The sequence below is a fragment of the Ruegeria sp. AN6 genome (assembly GCF_056540425.1).
Genome location: NZ_JBQFWR010000010.1, coordinates 155596 through 174082, shown reverse-complemented (window position 1 = coordinate 174082; position 18487 = coordinate 155596). Strand labels below are relative to the sequence as shown.

The following is an 18487-nucleotide window of genomic DNA, read 5'->3' as shown; positions in this document are numbered from 1 at the left end:
GCAGCGAGTGGGCCGAAGTAATCGCGTGGAAGTCACCGGTGAAGTGCAGGTTCATCTCTTCCATCGGAACAACCTGCGCGTAACCGCCACCCGCAGCGCCGCCCTTCATGCCGAAGTTCGGGCCAAGCGAGGCTTCGCGGATACAGATCATCGCGTTCTTGCCGATGCGGTTCAGTCCGTCGCCCAGACCAACTGTAGTGGTCGTCTTGCCTTCACCCGCAGGGGTCGGGTTGATCGCCGTGACCAGGATCAGCTTGCCATCTTCGCGGTCCTGAACCGAATTGATGAATTCCTGACTGACTTTCGCCTTGTCGTGGCCGTAGGGCAGCAGATCATCACTGGAAATGCCCAGCTTGGCACCGATCTCCTGAATCGGCTTCTTGTTTGCCTCACGGGCAATCTCAATATCGGATTTATAGCTCATTGGGTCGGGTCCCTGATTGAATTCCGTGCACGGCCGACGCGCGGGAGTCGGCGCTATGCAGTCCTTACGATGGTGCAGCGCCTTAGTGAACACAGATTCCGACATAATCAAGCCGTGAAACGGCTTCGATCCATTTCGGGCATTACCTATAGAGGTCTTATGTTTTCAAGGTGACCAAGGACGTTGATCCGGTACAAACAATGACATGCAATCGCCTATTCGCACTTTGCCTGGCCGTTCGACCCAGGCCGTCACGCCTCTGCGGCCCTGTGCCGCAGATTTGAATAATGCACCATAACCGGGGGAAACGGCCTCTATTTCACGCCCTGGCATGACACAGGGGCGGTTTTCCATATCAACGGTGATGGTTAAGCCCCCCTCGGCCTGCAGCCGAGAGCTTGGCGGTATGTGGGTAAAATCCGGGATCCCTTTGAGAACCATACTTGCACCCAGCAAAGAGGGATCAAGCCCATCCAGCCGCATATCACGAGCGATCACATCCAGTTCATCAGCGCACAGAACAGAAAGCTGACGCACATTCCTTATCTCAGTGCCGTTCGGGTACAGGTCCCTGACCCGCGAACACGACGCCCGGGTATGCCCCTCATGGCGTGCACCCCGGTCGCCTTCGAATTCGAGATCAAGCGCTTCGACCGCCTGTGCGCTAATAGCGCCACCAACCACTACGTGACCCAACCAGACAACCTCGGCAGCGTATTCCATTTTCCGCAGTATCGGCATTTCCTACATCACCCTCTCGCCTTGTGGGTCATAGAGAACATGCGGGTGATGTGATGGAAAGAAAAAAGACCCGAGCAACGCCCGGGTCTGTCTGGTTAAGCTGAGGGTTCAGGCTCCATGCCACCTTCGGGTGGAGACTTCTTAGCCTTGGTTTTGGGAATCGCGGTGACGCTTGGCGCGTTGCCCTCATCTGGCTTATCGCCTTCGTCATCGCTCTCACTTGGCGATTCTCCATTCATAACCCGCTTGATCTCATCTCCGGTCAGCGTCTCGTATTCGAGCAAACCCTGAGCCAGGCGTTCCCATTCCTCGTTCTTTTCGGTCAGAATCTGGTGCGCGCGCTCATAACCTTGCTGGATCAAGCGCTTCACCTCTTCCTCAATCAGCTCTTTCGTATGAGCCGATACTGAGAATCCGGCAGTATTGCCCGAATAGCCTTCGTGGGCTTCGGCATAGTCAATGTTACCGACCTTGTCCGACATACCCCAGCGCATCACCATAGCCCGCGCCAATTGGCTGGCCTGCATGATGTCGCCTGCAGGGCCATTCGAGACGTGATCTTCGCCGTATTTGATCACCTCGGCCGCCTTACCTGCCATGGTCATGGCCAGTTTCTGCTCGCACTCATCCCGGTGATAGTTCAACCGATCCATCTCGGGTAAGGACACAACCATACCCAACGCTCCACCACGTGGAATAATGGTCGCCTTGTATACGGGATCGCACATCGGCAATTCCAGACCAACGACGGCGTGACCGGCCTCGTGATAAGCCGTCTTCTCTTTCTGATCCTGGGTCAGCACCATCGAGCGGCGCTCGGCGCCCATCATCACCTTGTCCTTGGCGTTCTCAAAATCTTCCATTGTGACAAAGCGGCGACCCACACGAGCGGCCATCAGCGCGGCCTCGTTCACGAGGTTCGCCAGATCAGCACCCGAGAAGCCGGGTGTACCACGCGCGATGATGCGCAGATCGACATCGGGACCCAAAGGTGTCTTGCGCGCGTGCACGCCCAGTATTTTCTCACGGCCTTTGATGTCGGGGTTGCCGACAGTCACGTTGCGGTCAAACCGGCCCGGACGCAGCAGCGCAGGGTCCAGCACATCCTTACGGTTGGTCGCGGCTAGAATGATCACACCTTCGTTGGCCTCGAACCCGTCCATCTCGACCAGAAGCTGGTTGAGCGTCTGTTCGCGCTCATCGTTACCACCGCCATAACCCGCGCCACGATGGCGACCTACGGCATCGATCTCGTCAATAAACACGATACATGGCGCGTTCTTCTTGGCCTGTTCGAACATGTCGCGCACACGGGATGCACCTACACCCACAAACATCTCGACAAAGTCTGAACCCGAGATGGTGAAGAACGGCACGCCCGCCTCACCCGCGATCGCGCGGGCCAGCAGCGTTTTACCGGTCCCTGGAGGGCCAACCAGCAGCGCACCTTTTGGGATCTTGCCACCCAAGCGCGAGAATTTCTGTGGGTTACGCAGGAATTCAACGATCTCTTCCAGTTCTTCCTTGGCCTCATCAATGCCGGCGACGTCGTCGAAGGTTACGCGCCCATGCTTTTCAGTCAGCATCTTAGCCTTGGATTTGCCAAAGCCCATCGCGCCGCCTTTGCCGCCACCCTGCATCCGGTTCATGAAATAGACCCAGACACCGATCAGCAGCAGGAAGGGCAGCAATGTGATCAGGAACGACTGGAACCCTGACTGCTGCTGTTTCACAGCCTCAACAGGGATGTTTTTGTCGATCAGCAGCTTGGTAACCTCGGCGTCGGTGGGTTTGATCGTAGTGTAACTGGCGCCGTTCTGAGTCGAGTAGCGAATCTGCTCACCGTCCAGCGTGACTTTGTTGACCTCACCACTTTCAACGGCGGACACAAAATCAGAATAGGTTTTTTCATTGCCCTGAAGCGACCCGCTGGGTCCGCTGAACAGGTTGAACAGTGCAAGGATCAGTAGAAACAGAACGACCCAGAAGGCGATGTTGCGAGCGTTGCCCAAGGAAAATCTCCCGAAAGGTTTCGGCAGGTGGGGACCTGCCGGAGTTACCCCTTAAAATAGAGAGGATTGTGGCAGGTTCAATGCGATAAAATCAAAGCCGCAAAGTCAGACCTTTCTGGCAGCAATTCGACGCACCATTCATTCGCAAAACTGGCCAAAGGTGCCGCCAAAACCGTATCACCAGCCCAAACGGCGGGTGTCGACAACACTACAGTACGGGGTTTGCCTGTGGAGCGCCAATTTTCGAGCTGCCGAATTCCATCTTCACCCAGCGCCCGAATTTCAGCATCTGCATGATTTGGACCAGATACGATCCAGCGGCGATCCCATGGTTCAAGCGGTCGTGCGCATTGATCCCTGATGGCGTTTAGCTCTCTGCAAATCCAAGTTTTTTTGCCTTCTGGAACCAGGATACAGCCCCCGAGCGTCGTCGTCTGGCCAGAAGAGATCGCATCCATCACTTGGTCCACCGCGTTGTGACGCGGAGGATAGCCAGCGCCAGCAATCCACAAGACAGACGCAATCACCAAACGCCGGCGAATTTCCTCGGGTAAAGTTTCGAAATCACCGCGGTCGAGACACAAATCGCCATCCGACACCTGGATGCATCTGACAGCGGATTCCTGCGTGTAGCGTGCCAGAGCCTCACGCGCTTGTGCCATATTTTCAGCAACCCTTGATAAGTTCGCTGCGGTGATGCCGATCTGATCCAACCCGGATAGAACCTGACGCGCCTTGATCCGATCAAAGCGCTGGTCCTGATTCGAGGGGTCATCAATCCAAGAAATGTCTTGCGCAGTCAGATAGTCTCGTAAGCGCTCACGTGTCGTGGTTAGCAATGGGCGCAATAGGGCTATCCCCTCTTCTTTGCGCGACCCGGACATTGCTGAAAGGCCTGAAACGCCCGCTGCGCGCGCCAACCGCATCAGAACGGTTTCGGCCTGATCGTCTGCGGTATGACCCAGTGCGATTGCCTGCAACCCTTTGGCCTTGGCCCAGGCGACAAGCAGTCGATATCGCGCACGCCGCGCCTGATCTTGCAGATTACCGGCTCTGTCCCAACCTTGCCATTTCAGTATTTCATAAGGGATACCCCAGCGCTGCGCCAGTGCCGCGGCAGCCAAAGCTTCCGAGGCTGATTCAGGCCGCAATCCATGATCGACCGTTGCCGCATATAGTTCCAATTGCTCTTGCTGTGCTATGTCCGCCAACAAACGCATGAGGGCAGTCGAATCACTGCCCCCTGAAACCGCCACACCCAGCCGGCATGGTAGCGGATCCGGCAAGCGCGCCCGCACTTCAGCCCGAAGCGTATCGGCGTCAATGTTCAAGAACAGCCCAGCGTTGCCATTTCCTGCACGGCCGAAGCCGCTGGTGCCGAGGTCGGGAACCGCACACCAACTTCGCCGAGTGTAATGCAGGCCTGATCTGTTTGACCCAATTGTCCAAGCGCTGCGCCCAACTCGAACAAAGCCTCGGGGGCCAGGGGGCCTTCGGAATCGCCTGTGAAACTTGCCAAGAACGCGCGTGCAGCTTCCCGGGTATCACCCACCCCTTTAAGCGCCTGCCCGCGCCGCAAATTAGCCTGACTCGCCAGCGGGCTACCGGGATAAGACAGATCGAACTGCGCAAACAGATCGGCTGCGGTTTGGAAATCCCCATCCGCCAATGCCTGTGAAGCAGCGTCAAAATCCGCCTGCTCACCCACAGCAAGTTCACCTTGATCCGTGTCCGAGGGTTGCGTCGGCGTTGGTGAAGGAGCTACCGCAACTTCCGTTTGTGTCTCACCGCCCAGTGTGGAGGTTTCGCCCAATGTGCTCAGGTCTCCGCCTTCAAGCTCAACCAGACGGAACTCCAGATCACCAATCCGGTTCGTACCGTCGGTGACGATATTCTGCACCCGCTGGTTCAACTGCTCGGTTTGGCGCGTCAGACGCTGCAACTCGGCCTCGATCGCGTCGACACGTTCCAGAACGGAACTGCCGGACAGGTTCGGCGCGGGCGAGCCTGTGGTCGAAAACTCGCGCTTGAGACGCTGGATTTCCACATGAAGCACGGTCAGTTCCTGACGGATATCCGCCAAAGTTTGCTGATCTTGTGCTTGTGCCACACCAGCGACGGCCACAACCGCCGCCAGAACCAATCCTGCAAATCGCATCATCTTACCCCAAGGTTGAGCCGGTCAGCACCGTCACCGCGCGGCGGTTTTTGGAATAGCAATCCTCGGTGCTGCAAATTTCGATAGGGCGTTCCTTGCCATAACTGACGGTGGTCAATCGGTTGCCCGCAACTCCGCGCGAGATCAAATATTCCCGAGCTGCGTTTGCGCGACGAGCGCCAAGCGCAAGGTTGTATTCGCGCGTGCCCTGCTCGTCCGCGTGGCCTTCGATGTTGGCGACAAAATCCGGGTTGGCCAGCAGCCAGTCTGCCTGCCCTTGAAGAACCGTCTGCGCCTGCGGACTGAGCGTTGACTGGTCGACGGCAAACAGAACCCGGTCGCCGACTGTCTGCTGGAAATAAGCTGGCGAGCGCGGATCACTGGGAGACCCCGGAACCAGAGCACCGCTGCCACCGGCACCTCCGCCCAGTGCCGACGGATCGTTATTCGTACAGGCAGCAATCAGGGTCAGCACCCCGATAGCCGCGGCTTTGCTCAACAGTTTCATCTCAAGTGCCTCGTGTTTCGTTGTTTATTGCCGCGCTTCTATCACATTGCGGGTTTGTTGTGAACTTTACCTGCTGCCTGTTCCGATCAATTCTGCAGTGGTCCCCAAGACGGGTCGCTACCCCCATCCGGCGTTCGCACAGGACGCAGGTTCCTTCCCGAAATATCCACAGAGTAAAGCGTCGATCGACCGCTCGCGCCTTGTGTTTCGCGGGTGAACATGATGACCCGCCCGTTCGGTGACCAGGTGGGACCTTCGTCTAGGAAAGAAGCGGTCAGAAGACGCTCTTCACTGCCGTCGGTGCGCATAACGCCGATGTGAAAGCGGCCCTTATTCTGCTTGGTAAAGGCAATCAGGTCACCACGCGGAGACCAGACCGGCGTGCCATAGCGTCCCTGTCCGAAACTGATCCGCGTCGCCTCGCCGCCGTTGGCGGGCATGATATAAAGCTGCGGAGTGCCCGAGCGGTCGCTCTCGAACACGATCTGGCCACCATCCGGCGAATAGCTGGGTGCGGTCTCAATCGCAGGTGTGTTTGTCAGCCGCACACTTTGACCCGAGGCCAGATCCATCTTCCACAGATCCGTGTTTCCGCCCTGCGTCAGCGAATAAACAATCGAGCGACCATCGGGCGAAAAGCGCGGCGAAAAGCTCATGGTGCCATCCTGCGTTGGCAATTCCTGCCGTTTCACGCGACCGACATCCAGCACGTAGATGCGTGGCTGACCGGTTTCATAGCTGGTGTACAGCAGCCGGTCACCGGTCGGCGAAAAGCGCGGCGCCAGCACGATGGCGGCGCTGTCAGTCAGGTACTGCACATTCGCGCCGTCATAATCCATGATCGCCAACCGCTTGCGCCGCTGATCCTTCGGGCCACTTTCCGATACGAACGCAACCCGGCTATCAAAATAAGCACCCTCACCGGTGATCCGGGTATATACCTGATCGGCCACCTTATGCGCCATCCGACGCCAGCCGTCGGTGGTGCCGGCAAACTGCAACCCATTGCCCAGTTCCTGACCCGAGAATACGTCCCACACTCGGAACCGAACCGTCAGCCGTTTGCCCGAAACATTGACCGCGCCTGTCACCAATGCCTGCGCGTTGATTGCTTTCCAGTCAGCAAATTGCACCGGGGCATCAAAACTGCTGACCCGGCTGATGAACGCATCCGATGAGATTTCGCGAAACAGGCCCGTTCCCGTCAGGTCCGACACGATCACGCGCGATATATCCTGAGCGAATTGTGCCGCAGAAGGCCCATCCGGCACAAAACTCGGCACCGCAAACGGCATCGGCTCGATGATCCCTTCATCGATTTCCAAGCGCAGCGGGCCACTCTGGGCATAGGCCGAGGTCGAAAGAAGGGTCAGGCCAACGAAGAGGCTGGTCAGAAGTTTCATCATTTGATCCGCATCCTCTCGGGATTGAAGGTAATCTCAATATCCTGCCATTGATCGTATTTGTCAGCAGGCAGGTCGTATCCTTTGGCGCCACAGCGTAAAATCGCGCGCCGCGCTGCCTCGTAGGCTTGTTTTGCCGAAGCGGGCGAGCCGCCGGTACTGTCCAGCAACTGCAGGCTGCCACCGACCACTTTACCGTCCCGGGTAAGCGAGAACCCAACGACGACGATAGTTTCCAGCGCATCCGTCGACAGAGATCCGACATTCCAACACCGCGACACGGCAACCCTCATCGCATCTTTCTCGCCGCTGGTCAGTGGAGGACCCGAAGGTTCGGTACCATTCCCCAGCGCCTCAGCAAGCGCGTCGTTGATTGCCTGATCATTTTGCGCGGGTTCTGTCGGAGCGGGTTCAGGTGCTTCGGCAACCTCAGGCTCGGGTGGTGGCGCCGGACGGTTCGGACGCACGCGCGGGCGGGGCGAGGTGCGGGGAGCCGGGTCCTCGACCTCTTCCGCCTCGGTAACGATCTCGGGCGCGGCTTCTTCAGGAGCAGTCTGGTTCTGCTGCTCTTGCTGAACCTCAGCACCCTCATCCAAAGAGACGGGAGGGGTCTCAATGTCATCCGGTTTCGCCTCCGGCGGGGGTGGTGCAATCTGTTCAGGTGCGATCTTATCTGCGGGGCTCGGTTCCGCCTCGGGACCTGGAGGAACCGGAAGCGCCGCCACCTCGGGCTCGGGCTGTTCAAGCGTCGGGGGCAGTTCGATCAGCTCAGGTTCGGGCTGTATTTCTACCTCCTCGGGCTCCACCTCAGGCTCGGGTTCCGGCACGGGCTGGGCAACCGGTTCCGGCTCTGGCTGTTCTTCCGGTGCTGGTTCCGGCGTATCAATCTCGTCCGGCTCTGTGGGTTGTTGTAATTCAGCCGGGTCAGTCGGCACCTCTGGTGCCTCCCGCTGGGCGGTCATTGCCGCAAACTGCTCAGACGATATCACGGTGACATCCTGCACTGCCATCGGCAACGGCTCGGACCGGAAGGTCCCTCCGAACAGCGCCCAGCTGATCAGGCTGACATGCGCAATTGCCGAAATCTTGGTGCCGGTCTCCACCGCGCGACCTCACTCTCACCCTTCGTCCAGCGTTGGCCCGCCGGTATCGGTTACAAGACCCACGTTGGAGAACCCGCCTGCATTCAGCGCACCCATGACCTGCATTACCTGCGCATATGGGATAGCACCGTCAGCACGCAGGAACACTCGATCACTGCTGCGCTCAGCCGCAATGGCGCGCAACTTGCCGATCAGCTCTTCGCGCAGCACATCTGTTGTCTGGATCTGTACTCGGCCGTCTGCCGTCAAAGTGACAGTCAATGGTTCTTCGTTGTCACCGGGTAAGGCGCTTGCGGCCGTCTTTGGCAGATCAACAGGCACACCAACGGTGAGCAAAGGGGCAGCCACCATGAAGATAATCAGCAACACCAGCATGACATCCACAAATGGCGTCACATTGATCTCGGCCATCGGCTGGGCACGGCCGCGACGCCGCCCGCGCCGGCGTCCATTATCACCCGAGGATTGCTGAACCGCCGCACCCATCGTCAGCTATCCAACTGCCTGGACAGGATCGTTGCAAATTCATCGGCGAATGCTTCGTAACCGCCTACGATCCGATCACTGTCGGCGCTGAGCTTGTTGTAGAAAATCACAGCCGGAATGGCAGCAAGCAAACCAAGGCCTGTGGCCAGCAACGCCTCGGCAATACCGGGGGCCACAACAGCGAGGTTGGTGTTCTGCTGCTCGGCAATCTCGATAAAGGCATTCATAATGCCCCAAACGGTGCCGAACAGGCCGATAAATGGTGCAGTCGAACCTACCGTGGCTAGAATGGGCAGTCCTTTTTGCAGCCCTTCGGCTTCTTTCGCGATCGCCACATCCATCGAGCGGTCAATCCGCGCGGTCGCCCCGGCGATCAAACCGCCATCGTTACGATGCGAGCGGCGCCACTCGATCATCCCGGCAGCAAAAATCTTCTCAGAACTGCCATCCGGCTGTGTTCCAATCTTCTCGAACAGCTCGTCCAGAGGATTCCCTGACCAAAAGCTTTCGTCAAACACCTGAGCCTCACGACGCGCCGCCCGGTAATTGATCAGCTTTTGAATGATGATCGCCCAAGACCAAAAGGATGCGATCAAAAGGATCAGCATCACGATTTTGACGATAAAAGTCGCACGGGCAAACAGTCCCCACATGGAGAAATCGATCTCCTGCGCCAGCGCCAGCGTTTCAGCTTCCATGAACCTGCTCTTTGTTTTGCCTGATGGCCATTTGGCCTTGTTTTGCCAAACGCTAACGCAGATGGAGGGGAAAAGCCAACAGAACCACCCCTGAGGGTGAAAATGTTACATCAATGCGCGAATCTCTGCCGGAAGGCGCACGGGCTTACCCTGCGCATTCATGCAAACCGCGGTGACCGCGGCACGAAATATCTCGGTTTCACCACGCCTAACCAATTGCGACATCGACAGCCGCGCACCCGATAGTGAAACCATCTCGGTTTCCACCACCAATTCATCTTCGAAGCGCGCAGCAGCCAGATAATCCGCCTCGATCCGCCGCACGACCCAGACAATACCCGCATCCCGCATCGCGTTCTGATCGTTGCCCAGCTTGCGCACCCAGTCGGACCGGGCGCGTTCGATGAACTTCAGGTAATTCGCGTGATAGACTACCCCGCCCATGTCGGTGTCTTCGTAATACACGCGAACCGGGTAAACATGTTTCATTGCGGTTGTTCCAATCGGGCAAACAGACGCAACGCATGAGAGGAATCCTGCGCTGCCCCGGGTAAAACCGGATCGTAGGCGGCGCGGATCAAGGCGGCAATATCAGGCCGTAAGATCGTTGCGTCACCTGCGATGGCCAAAGGTGACGCGCTACGGAATGCCGTATCGGACCATAGCAGAATGGTCTGCACCACCTGGCTGAGCGCCAGTGTTTCCGCCGGGACCTTGGACATCTCCTTGTCCATGCGCAGAAACACAAAAGCCGCGCGAATTGCGCCATCTTCTTCGAACCGGAAAATGCGATACTGATTGGCAACAGCGGCAACCAATCGCTCGACCAATGGAGCCAAATCCGGGATCAGGCGATCCAGGTCAGGAACTTCCAACAACTCCTGCCAATCTCGGAAGAAGAAGACCATGCAGTTGGCACCCAGCTCAGGGTCCGTCTCGGTCATCTTATGACCGGCCAGAGTGACGACCGCTTCAAACGCGCCTTTGACGGTCGCGAGTGTCTCATCCTCGACACCGAATACGATTGGCGCGATGGGCCGCCCCCAGCGCGCAAACAAAAACTCACCGTTTTCGCGCGTGAACAGCGCTTGGATCTCTTCCGGAGTCACGCTTGAACCTTCATCTTCTGAAAAATACTCTCAGTAGAGGCATAAAATCTCTTGCGAGCTGCTTCAACCAAACAGATCGCTTTGCCCTTTGGGCGCAGCCATCCCCAAATGCGTCCATGCCTTCTGCGCCAGCATCCGTCCGCGCGGGGTGCGTTGGATCAATCCTTGCTGCAACAGATAGGGCTCGATCACTTCTTCCAGCGAATCCCGGCTTTCCGACAACGCCGCCGATAGCGTCTCTATTCCAACCGGACCACCAGCATAGTTCTCGGCAATCAGCTTCAGATACCGGCGGTCGGCCCCGTCCAGACCCAGATTGTCGACACCCAGTCGGGTCAACGCTCCATCCGCCAATTCGCGGGTAATCCGCCCATCACCTTCGACAATGGCAAAATCCACGACCCGCCGCAGCAAACGACCGGCGATCCGCGGTGTGCCGCGTGACCGTTGCGCAATTTCGCGCGCGCCTTCATCGTCGGCAGGTGCGCCCAGCTTCCGCGCATTCCGTGTGACAATCTCATGCAACTCATCGACCGTGTAAAACTGCAGCCGGGTTGGAATACCAAAGCGATCCCGCAGTGGGGTCGTCAATAGCCCCATGCGTGTGGTCGCCCCGACCAGCGTGAAAGGCTGCAACTCAATTCGCACCGTCCGCGCCGCCGGGCCTTCACCGATCACCAGATCGAGTTCGAAATCCTCCATCGCTGGATAAAGCACCTCTTCAACTGCCGGGTTCAGACGATGAATCTCGTCGATGAATAACACATCTCTTGTTTCCAGATTGGTCAGGATAGCCGCCAGATCCCCCGCCTTGGCCAGAACCGGCCCCGAGGTCATGCGGAAATTCACTCCCAACTCACGCGCCATGATCTGCGCCAGCGTGGTCTTCCCCAATCCCGGGGGGCCATGGAACAGTGTATGGTCCATCGCCTCACCCCGCTGGCGGGCCGACTGGATAAAGATGCGTAGGTTCGCGCGTGCCTCGGCCTGACCGATAAATTCATCAAGGCCCTGAGGGCGCAGGGCGCGATCATTGTCTTCCGGCATCGGCTCGGGGCGCAAGGCGGGATCGGCGTCTACCATTAACTTACCCTTTCGGAGCCAGCAGTTTCAGCGCGGCGCGGATCAGATCGGCTTCACCCGCATCGGGCATATTGGCCGCTGCCTCAGCGACAGCAGAAGCCGCCTCGGATGGGCCATAGCCAAGATTGCCCAGCGCCGAAAGCGCGCCCGCAGAAGCAGCAGCAGCGCCTGAGGCCGGTTTTACCGCTCGTTTCGGCGCGGGCGCAGGCTCACCCGCGTCGATGACCTCCAGAGCGGGACCCTCCATTGCTTCGGTCACAGTGCCACCCATAGCCATCACGCCTGGGGCTTTGTCCTTCAGGTCCAACACGATCCGTTGTGCCGTCTTCGGTCCGACACCCTTGGCTGCCTTGACCGCACCCCAATCGCCCAAGGCGATCGCACGGCTGACACCATCCGGTCCCAGCGCACTAAGGATCGACAACGAGACCTTCGCGCCAACGCCCTGAACCGAGCACAGCAGACGGTGCCATTCCTTCTCTACCAAGGACAGAAAGCCGTAAAGCTGCATCAGGTCTTCGCGCACAACCATGTCTGTGTAGATCGATACACCTTCACCCACACCGGGCAAAGCCGCCATGGTCCGATCTGAGCAATATACGATGTACCCGACCCCGCGTACGTCGATCAGAACGTGATCAGCAGCGCGATAGTCCAGTCGTCCGGTGAGTTTGCCGATCATGCACGCACCTCTTTCAACCGAGCCTGCGGAGCGGAGCCATAGTAGGAGTGACAAATCGCAATCGCCAAAGCGTCCGCTGCATCCGCCCCTTTGGGCGAACAACCCGGCAGTTGCAATTTAACCATGTGCAACACCTGTTCTTTCTCGGCGTGGCCGACACCCACCACAGTTTTCTTGACCCGGTTGGGGGCGTACTCACCCACCGGCAGACCGGCTTGTGCCAGGGTCAATAGCGCAACACCCCGCGCCTGCCCCAACTTCAGGGTTCCTGCTCCGTCTTTGTTGACAAAGGTCTGTTCGATGGCCGCCTGATCGGGCCGGTGTTCAGCGATAACCTCGACTATCTGGTTGTGGAGCGACAAAAGCCGTTCTCCCAAATCATCACCATCGGATTTACACAAGCCATTGGCGACGTGGCTCAGGCGGCTGCCCGTTGATTCGATGACGCCCCATCCCAGGGTCCTTAGACCCGGATCAATGCCCAGAATTCGCATGTTTGCTTCGGCCTGCTCGGGTTTACGTGATCTTTTTCCATCGATTAGCACGAAGCGTGAACATTTTCCAAGCAAAATGGTCGCAGGGTGAAAAACGACATTTGTGTCGCCCCTGGTCTTCCCGGGTTCATTTGCGACACGGGCTGGTTCATTTTCGACCTCGATATTAAGGAAAATTAACCAATGATTTAAAGGGCTTTCAGAGATACTGAGCATTGCAAAAAACGCATAGGACACATGCAATTTCAGCGCTTGCGCGGCAAGATTGAGATCACTAGATGCCGCTCAGATCGCAAGATCAGAGTTTAACACAAACCAGAAGGAAACAGGATATGGCTGCACTGGACACCACCCGCACCACCACTGGCTCATTCGGCCTCGTCGGCCGTATCGGCGCGACTTTCGCATCGGTTGTAAGCACCGTAGTCGAATGGAATGACGCCCGTGTAACACGCAACGCGCTGAACGGTCTGACCGATCGTGAACTGGCTGATATCGGCTTGTGCCGTGGCGACATCGACGAAGTCGCCGAGGGCCGTCGATAACAAATTGTCACTGCTCCAAATAAGCCCCTACTTCCTCCCTGTGGGGCGAACAGAAACACCGCGTGCCTCAAGACACGCGGTGTTTTTGATTGAGGAGGGCGTTCAAACTTAGGCTAGAACATTACCTTGTTTAATTGGGTGGCGAAGAATGCAGTCACAGGATCGGCTTGCATGATCCATGCACCAGCTTGTTCAACTGCAGTGCCTTGGTGCAAGGCATCCACGCGCGTGTCGTAGGCAGACGGGCCCAGATGGGACAGAAGGAAAGCTTTGAAACCAAAGAAGCCCACCACACACATGAGTAAAACCTTGGCCGGAACTGCCGAGCGCACGCGCTGCGGCTTCATCACCACCAGCCCATCCGACCGCATGGTCGCACGATACCCACGGCTTAGTTTTTGATGCTTTTTGTTCAAGCGCGTAACGCGTTGATCAAATTCCAGTTGTTTTCCAGTCATGGCAGCCTCCAAAAAACCGCCCCCCGATTGCGTCCAATGACGGTAAAAGAAGAATGCGACAAAAACGTGGCGAAAATCCACAAAACTCCCGCAAATGGCCTAGCTTTCGCCCCGTTTGCTTAAGATTAGCGTCGTCCACTCACCAATCTCACTCCTGCGCACCTGATTTAAGCCATTTTGGATATAAACTGTGAGCACGTCATCAGCTTGTTCATTGAGGATTCCCGATAGGATTGCGTGTCCGCCTACCCGCAGATTCGCCGATATCTCTGGTGAAAGCGCGACCAGGGGTCCTTTGAGAATGTTTGCAAATATCAGGTCATAAGGCGCATGTTCATTCAGGTCGGAATGATCGAACCCCGCAGCTTCGACGCATTTCACGGCTCCTGCCATACCGTTTGCCTTCAAATTGGCCTCGGCCACATCAACAGCAACCTCATCAATATCACTGGCGATGATATCGCCATCCCAAACCCGAGCCGCGGCCATCGCCAGCACGGCAGTACCGCAACCGATGTCGGCAACTTTGGTGGCCACGAAGCCTTCATCCAGAAGAAAGTCCAGAGCTTTGAGACATCCTAAGGTCGTTCCATGATGCCCCGTGCCAAAGGCCATCGCGGCTTCAATCAACAATGGAATACGACCATCGGGCAGCTTGTCTGCGTCGTGGCTGCCATAAACAAAAAAACGTCCTGCTTCGACCGGGGCCAGTTCGCGACGTACATGTGCAACCCAGTCAGTTTCGGGAAGCTCTGAGACGACGAATGGCTTGGCCTCAAATGCGGCTGCCAAAACGGCCAACGCGGTCTCGTCTGGTGCTTCAGTAAAGTACCCGCCGATCTCCCATAGGCCCGAGCCATCCTCGACCTCAAACACCCCCACACCGGTGGGCTCCGGGTTCAGACGTTCCATCGCCTCGCCCAGACCTTCGGCTGCTACTCTGCCGGTCAGGGTGGTCAGTGCGGTGAATGTGGGCATGGGGGGCCTCCTGTCTCAAGCTGCCCCTGCGCGTAGGGCGGCGCGGCGCCGAGGTCAAGCGCCGGTGACTACTCGGCGGGTGCAGTGGCGTATTTCGACAGGATTGTCTCGTTCCCGGCCTCCGGATGCCGTGGGATCAGAAGAGACAAGCCCAACGACACCATCGCCATCGCAGTGGCAAGACCAAATACGGCGCCCGGTGAAATGACCCAAAGCAGACCCAATAGCGCAGGCAGGAACACCGCCGCGATATGGTTAATAGTAAAGGCAACGGCCGCAGTGGGTGCAATATCTGCCGGATCGGCGATCTTTTGGAAGTATGTTTTCAGTGCCAGTGCCAGCGCAAACAAAACATGATCGATCACATATAATATTGCCGCCAGCAAAACGCCCCATCCGAACCAATAGATACCACCGTAGGCTGCGAATACGATTGCAAGGCCGGTATATTCAAAGATCAGCGTGCGGCGTTCCCCGAATCTGGCAACTGCTTTGCCCAACATCGGCGCTGCGGCCATGTTGATCATCAGGTTGATGAGGTAGAGGCTGGTCAGTTCGTGCACCTCAAACCCGAACTTCTCAACCATCATGAAGCCCGCAAAAACGATGAAAATCTGACGCCGCGCGCCTGCCATGAATTGCAGGGCGTAATACAACCAGTAACGTCTGCGCAGTACGATTTTTTTGGTCTGGGGTGTTGGCGAATCGAACTGCGGAAATGCGATCAGACAAAACAGCGCAAGCAGAACGGTTACGCCGCCAGCAGCCATGAAGACGAAGTTGTAAGACAGATCGAACCGATCCCATGTCAACACGATCAAGCCATAGACCACAGCCGTCGCAGCCGAACCCATCGCAACCAGCCAGCCCAAAATCTGTGGCGCACGATCCTTGGGCAACCACTGCAGTTGCAACGACTGATTCACCGTCTCGTAGTAGTGAAACCCGATTGAGCTGAACAAAGTGACAAACAACAGACCGCCAAGGCTTGGAAACCACGCAGTCACCGCAGTTGCAGCGCCCAGCATCATCAACGAGATCATGGCCAGAACCTGCTCGCGGATGAAGATGATCACTGCGATAACACCGACGGCCAGAAACCCCGGAATTTCGCGCACCGTGTGCAACAGACCGATATCCGCCCCGTCAAAATTCGCAGCCTCAATGACAAAATTGTTCAGCAACGCACTCCACGCGTTGAACGCGATCGGCATGGTCAACGCCATCACGAACAAGAGCGTCATAGGACGGCGCCAGAGCGGAAGACTCTGCGCCTCAGACAAGGGCATGGGTTTCAGCATGAGGTTGCCTTACGCCCATTTGCACCTTTTGGCGAGTGGAAAGCGGCTGGCGCACAGTGGCTCTGCACTGATGCAGGGGTCAGTAGAAGCTTTGCGGATCGATATCCACGGCCAGGCGGATATCGCCTTTCAACTTCAATGGGGCAATCCAGCGGGCGATGGCGTCCTGAATAGGCGCGCCTTTCGGGGCTTTGACCAAAAGCCGGACGCGGTGACGGCCACGTATGCGCGCGATGGGGGCCGGAGCCGGGCCAAACACCTGCGCCCCGACGTCGCGCAGCGGTGCATCGTTGCGCGCCATGGCATTGCCGATATCGAAGACCGGCCCAACCTCGGGGCCCGACAGGACAATCCCGGCCATACGGCCGTAAGGCGGCACCCCAGCGGCCTGACGCCCAGCGGCTTCAGCCGTCCAGAACCCTTCTTCATCGCCCGATAGAATCGCCCGGATCACAGGATGCACAGGCTGGAAGGTTTGCAGCAACGCCTGCCCCGGTTTATCCGCACGGCCTGCCCGGCCCGCAACCTGCCGCATCAATTGAAAGGTTCGTTCCGCCGCGCGCAGGTCGGCCCCGTGCAGGCTGAGGTCCGCATCGATCACTCCCACCAGTGTCAGCTTGGGAAAGTTATGCCCCTTCGCCACCAGTTGCGTCCCGATAATGATATCCGCATCGCCCTCGGCAATCTCTTCGATCTTGGCCTTCAAGGCCCGAGCCGAACCAAACAGGTCAGAGCTGAGCGTAGCGATCTTGGCCTCAGGGAACGTTGCCTCGGCCTCTTCGGCCAGCCTTTCAATCCCCGGCCCGACCGGTGCAAGCTTGCCCTCAACCCCGCAGGAGGGGCAGGTCTCGGGCATCGGCTTGGTCTCACCACATTGGTGGCACATCAGGCGTTTGAGGAACCGGTGCTCCACCATCCGCGCATCGCAATGGTCACAGGCAATTTGCTCGCCACAAGCCCGGCACAGCGTCACTGGGGCATAGCCACGGCGGTTGATGAACAGCAGCGACTGTTCGCCCCGCTCAATCCGCTGCCCTACCGCCTGCCGCAGCGAAGGGGAAATCCAAGTCCCCGCCTGCATCTGTTCGGCCCGCATGTCGATGGGCTTCATCTCGGGCAGGACCGCCGCCCCGAAGCGTGCGGTCAGGTCGAGACGCTCATACTTCCCAGCCTTGGCATTCGCCCAGCTTTCCAGCGACGGCGTCGCACTGGCCAGAACCACACGCGCCCCGCAGATCGAAGCCCGCAGCACTGCCATATCGCGCGCGCTGTAATGCACGCCATCTTCCTGTTTGTACGACGTGTCGTGCTCTTCATCGACCACAACCAGCCCCAGATCGCGGAAAGGCAGGAACAGCGCCGACCGAGCACCCACAACCAGCTGAGCAGCCCCCTGTCCGACCATCCGCCAGACCCGACGGCGTTCTGTCATTGTTGCGCCCGAATGCCATTCCGCCGGACGCGCACCGAAACGTGCCTCGACACGGGTCAGAAACTCCGCCGTCAAAGCAATTTCGGGCAAAAGGACCAAAGCCTGCCGCCCCTTGCGCAGCGCCTCGGCCACGGCTTCCAGATAAACCTCGGTTTTGCCCGACCCCGTCACGCCCTTCAGCAGCGTCGTCCCATAGTCACCCGTGCGCTGCCCGGCTTGAAGCCGCGCAACGGCTTTTGCCTGATCCTCGGTCAGGTCTTTCCCCGGCAGATCAGGGTCCAGATGGGGATAGGGCAGATCTCGCGGGCTGTCCTCTTCCCGCACAGCGCCTTGTTTGACCAGTCCTTTGACCACGGAGGAGGTTACACCCGCCTGCTCGGCCAGTTCTTTCAGTGTGAACGCCAGCCCACCGTAATCCCGCAGCACCTCCAACACCCGTGTTCGGGCGTCTGTCATCCGATCCGGTTCCGTGCTTCCCAGCCGATAAACTTTGCGCATTGACTGCGGATCACCCAATCCCGGCGCGCGCGTCGCCAGACGCAGCATCGCGGGCATAGGTGTCAGCGTGTAATCCGCTACGCGCCCCAGAAACACACGCATCTCCTCGCGCATCGGCGCGACTTCAAGCACCCGGATCACCGACCGCGCCTTGGCCAGGTCAAAACCGCCCTGCCCCTGCCCCCAGACCACACCCAAGACTTTACGCGGCCCCAAAGGCACTTCGACAAACGCCCCAAGAAAGCACCCGCCTTCGGGCGCTTTATAGTCTAACGTCCGGTCCAGCGGTTGCGTGGTCAGCACCGCAACCAGCTCTCCTTCGTCGAAAAATCCGTTAGCGCTCACGGCATATCCTTCGCGGGGGGTTCCAGCAT

General features: G+C 58.1%; 20 protein-coding genes. 1 reads left to right on the top strand and 19 read right to left on the bottom strand.

The window, feature by feature from the left end:
* From ACR0MQ_RS16195 to ruvC, 15 genes are all read right to left on the bottom strand, one after another.
* Positions 1–424, bottom strand: a 424-nt coding sequence (locus tag ACR0MQ_RS16195) for a formate--tetrahydrofolate ligase (protein WP_480609345.1), incomplete at its 3' end; no start/stop codon positions are given.
* Positions 425–589: 165 nt separating this feature from the next.
* Complete coding sequence (locus ACR0MQ_RS16190) at positions 590–1165, bottom strand: MOSC domain-containing protein (RefSeq protein WP_480609343.1); 576 nt, start codon at positions 1163–1165, stop codon at positions 590–592.
* A gap of 95 nt (positions 1166–1260) precedes the next feature.
* Positions 1261–3177 (bottom strand): ATP-dependent zinc metalloprotease FtsH, encoded by a 1917-nt coding sequence (gene ftsH, locus ACR0MQ_RS16185; RefSeq protein ID WP_170477323.1) that lies wholly within the window; start codon positions 3175–3177, stop codon positions 1261–1263.
* 77 nt (positions 3178–3254) lie between these two features.
* Positions 3255–4475, bottom strand: coding sequence for a tRNA lysidine(34) synthetase TilS (gene tilS, locus ACR0MQ_RS16180; protein ID WP_480609349.1), 1221 nt, complete (start codon positions 4473–4475; stop codon positions 3255–3257).
* Positions 4476–4504: 29 nt separating this feature from the next.
* Complete coding sequence (ybgF, locus tag ACR0MQ_RS16175; RefSeq protein ID WP_170775036.1) at positions 4505–5335, bottom strand: tol-pal system protein YbgF; 831 nt, start codon at positions 5333–5335, stop codon at positions 4505–4507.
* 4 nt (positions 5336–5339) lie between these two features.
* Positions 5340–5843, bottom strand: a complete 504-nt coding sequence (pal, locus tag ACR0MQ_RS16170) for a peptidoglycan-associated lipoprotein Pal (protein ID WP_010438162.1) — start codon at positions 5841–5843, stop codon at positions 5340–5342.
* Between the two features lie 86 nt (positions 5844–5929).
* The gene (gene tolB / locus ACR0MQ_RS16165; protein ID WP_480609341.1) at positions 5930–7249 is read right to left on the bottom strand and encodes a Tol-Pal system beta propeller repeat protein TolB; all 1320 of its coding nucleotides are present in this window, start codon (positions 7247–7249) and stop codon (positions 5930–5932) included.
* Positions 7246–8349 (bottom strand): energy transducer TonB, encoded by a 1104-nt coding sequence (locus tag ACR0MQ_RS16160; RefSeq protein WP_480609339.1) that lies wholly within the window; start codon positions 8347–8349, stop codon positions 7246–7248. The genes tolB and ACR0MQ_RS16160 overlap by 4 nt, the downstream gene beginning before the upstream one ends.
* A 15-nt stretch (positions 8350–8364) precedes the next feature.
* Positions 8365–8835 (bottom strand): protein TolR, encoded by a 471-nt coding sequence (tolR, locus tag ACR0MQ_RS16155; RefSeq protein WP_010438155.1) that lies wholly within the window; start codon positions 8833–8835, stop codon positions 8365–8367.
* A gap of 2 nt (positions 8836–8837) precedes the next feature.
* On the bottom strand, positions 8838–9533 hold the full coding sequence (gene tolQ, locus ACR0MQ_RS16150; protein ID WP_010438152.1) for a protein TolQ: 696 nt from the start codon (positions 9531–9533) through the stop codon (positions 8838–8840).
* Between the two features lie 105 nt (positions 9534–9638).
* A complete protein-coding gene (gene ybgC, locus ACR0MQ_RS16145) occupies positions 9639–10022 on the bottom strand; it encodes a tol-pal system-associated acyl-CoA thioesterase (RefSeq protein ID WP_170545473.1) in 384 nt (127 codons plus the stop codon).
* Positions 10019–10642, bottom strand: a complete 624-nt coding sequence (locus ACR0MQ_RS16140; protein WP_170545475.1) for a hypothetical protein — start codon at positions 10640–10642, stop codon at positions 10019–10021. Before ACR0MQ_RS16140 ends, ybgC begins: the two co-directional genes overlap by 4 nt.
* Positions 10643–10705: 63 nt before the next feature.
* On the bottom strand, positions 10706–11725 hold the full coding sequence (gene ruvB, locus ACR0MQ_RS16135; protein WP_480609337.1) for a Holliday junction branch migration DNA helicase RuvB: 1020 nt from the start codon (positions 11723–11725) through the stop codon (positions 10706–10708).
* Between the two features lie 4 nt (positions 11726–11729).
* Positions 11730–12407: a Holliday junction branch migration protein RuvA gene (gene ruvA, locus ACR0MQ_RS16130; RefSeq protein WP_260023067.1), complete on the bottom strand. Its 678-nt coding sequence runs from the start codon at positions 12405–12407 to the stop codon at positions 11730–11732.
* Positions 12404–12901: a crossover junction endodeoxyribonuclease RuvC gene (gene ruvC, locus ACR0MQ_RS16125; RefSeq protein ID WP_170781487.1), complete on the bottom strand. Its 498-nt coding sequence runs from the start codon at positions 12899–12901 to the stop codon at positions 12404–12406. The genes ruvA and ruvC overlap by 4 nt, the downstream gene beginning before the upstream one ends.
* 332 nt (positions 12902–13233) lie before the next feature.
* Between ruvC and ACR0MQ_RS16120 the strand changes: the two genes are divergently transcribed.
* On the top strand, positions 13234–13446 hold the full coding sequence (locus ACR0MQ_RS16120; RefSeq protein ID WP_170477359.1) for a DUF1127 domain-containing protein: 213 nt from the start codon (positions 13234–13236) through the stop codon (positions 13444–13446).
* A gap of 113 nt (positions 13447–13559) precedes the next feature.
* Here ACR0MQ_RS16120 and ACR0MQ_RS16115 read toward each other — a convergent pair whose 3' ends face one another.
* The 4 genes from ACR0MQ_RS16115 to ACR0MQ_RS16100 form a co-directional block, all read right to left on the bottom strand.
* Positions 13560–13904, bottom strand: a complete 345-nt coding sequence (locus ACR0MQ_RS16115; protein ID WP_170477760.1) for a hypothetical protein — start codon at positions 13902–13904, stop codon at positions 13560–13562.
* A 99-nt stretch (positions 13905–14003) separates the two neighbouring features.
* Positions 14004–14882 carry a 50S ribosomal protein L11 methyltransferase gene (locus tag ACR0MQ_RS16110; RefSeq protein WP_480609334.1) on the bottom strand — a complete coding sequence of 293 codons (879 nt, stop codon included), beginning with the start codon at positions 14880–14882 and terminating at the stop codon, positions 14004–14006.
* Positions 14883–14950: 68 nt separating this feature from the next.
* Positions 14951–16183, bottom strand: coding sequence for an MFS transporter (locus ACR0MQ_RS16105; protein ID WP_480609332.1), 1233 nt, complete (start codon positions 16181–16183; stop codon positions 14951–14953).
* 79 nt (positions 16184–16262) lie between these two features.
* The gene (locus tag ACR0MQ_RS16100) at positions 16263–18458 is read right to left on the bottom strand and encodes a primosomal protein N' (protein WP_480609330.1); all 2196 of its coding nucleotides are present in this window, start codon (positions 18456–18458) and stop codon (positions 16263–16265) included.
* Between the last annotated feature and the right edge of the window lie 29 nt (positions 18459–18487).

What these genes read in the sequence shown, in the direction of transcription:
- ACR0MQ_RS16190 (WP_480609343.1), bottom strand. Translation starts at nt 1,165, where the DNA reads ATGCCGATACTGCGGAAAATGGAATACGCTGCCGAGGTTGTCTGGTTG.
- ybgF (WP_170775036.1), bottom strand. Translation starts at nt 5,335, where the DNA reads ATGCGATTTGCAGGATTGGTTCTGGCGGCGGTTGTGGCCGTCGCTGGT.
- pal (WP_010438162.1), bottom strand. Translation starts at nt 5,843, where the DNA reads ATGAAACTGTTGAGCAAAGCCGCGGCTATCGGGGTGCTGACCCTGATT.
- tolB (WP_480609341.1), bottom strand. Translation starts at nt 7,249, where the DNA reads ATGATGAAACTTCTGACCAGCCTCTTCGTTGGCCTGACCCTTCTTTCG.
- tolR (WP_010438155.1), bottom strand. Translation starts at nt 8,835, where the DNA reads ATGGGTGCGGCGGTTCAGCAATCCTCGGGTGATAATGGACGCCGGCGC.
- tolQ (WP_010438152.1), bottom strand. Translation starts at nt 9,533, where the DNA reads ATGGAAGCTGAAACGCTGGCGCTGGCGCAGGAGATCGATTTCTCCATG.
- ybgC (WP_170545473.1), bottom strand. Translation starts at nt 10,022, where the DNA reads ATGAAACATGTTTACCCGGTTCGCGTGTATTACGAAGACACCGACATG.
- ruvB (WP_480609337.1), bottom strand. Translation starts at nt 11,725, where the DNA reads ATGGTAGACGCCGATCCCGCCTTGCGCCCCGAGCCGATGCCGGAAGAC.
- ruvA (WP_260023067.1), bottom strand. Translation starts at nt 12,407, where the DNA reads ATGATCGGCAAACTCACCGGACGACTGGACTATCGCGCTGCTGATCAC.
- ruvC (WP_170781487.1), bottom strand. Translation starts at nt 12,901, where the DNA reads ATGCGAATTCTGGGCATTGATCCGGGTCTAAGGACCCTGGGATGGGGC.
- ACR0MQ_RS16120 (WP_170477359.1), top strand. Translation starts at nt 13,234, where the DNA reads ATGGCTGCACTGGACACCACCCGCACCACCACTGGCTCATTCGGCCTC.
- ACR0MQ_RS16115 (WP_170477760.1), bottom strand. Translation starts at nt 13,904, where the DNA reads ATGACTGGAAAACAACTGGAATTTGATCAACGCGTTACGCGCTTGAAC.
- ACR0MQ_RS16110 (WP_480609334.1), bottom strand. Translation starts at nt 14,882, where the DNA reads ATGCCCACATTCACCGCACTGACCACCCTGACCGGCAGAGTAGCAGCC.
- ACR0MQ_RS16105 (WP_480609332.1), bottom strand. Translation starts at nt 16,183, where the DNA reads ATGCTGAAACCCATGCCCTTGTCTGAGGCGCAGAGTCTTCCGCTCTGG.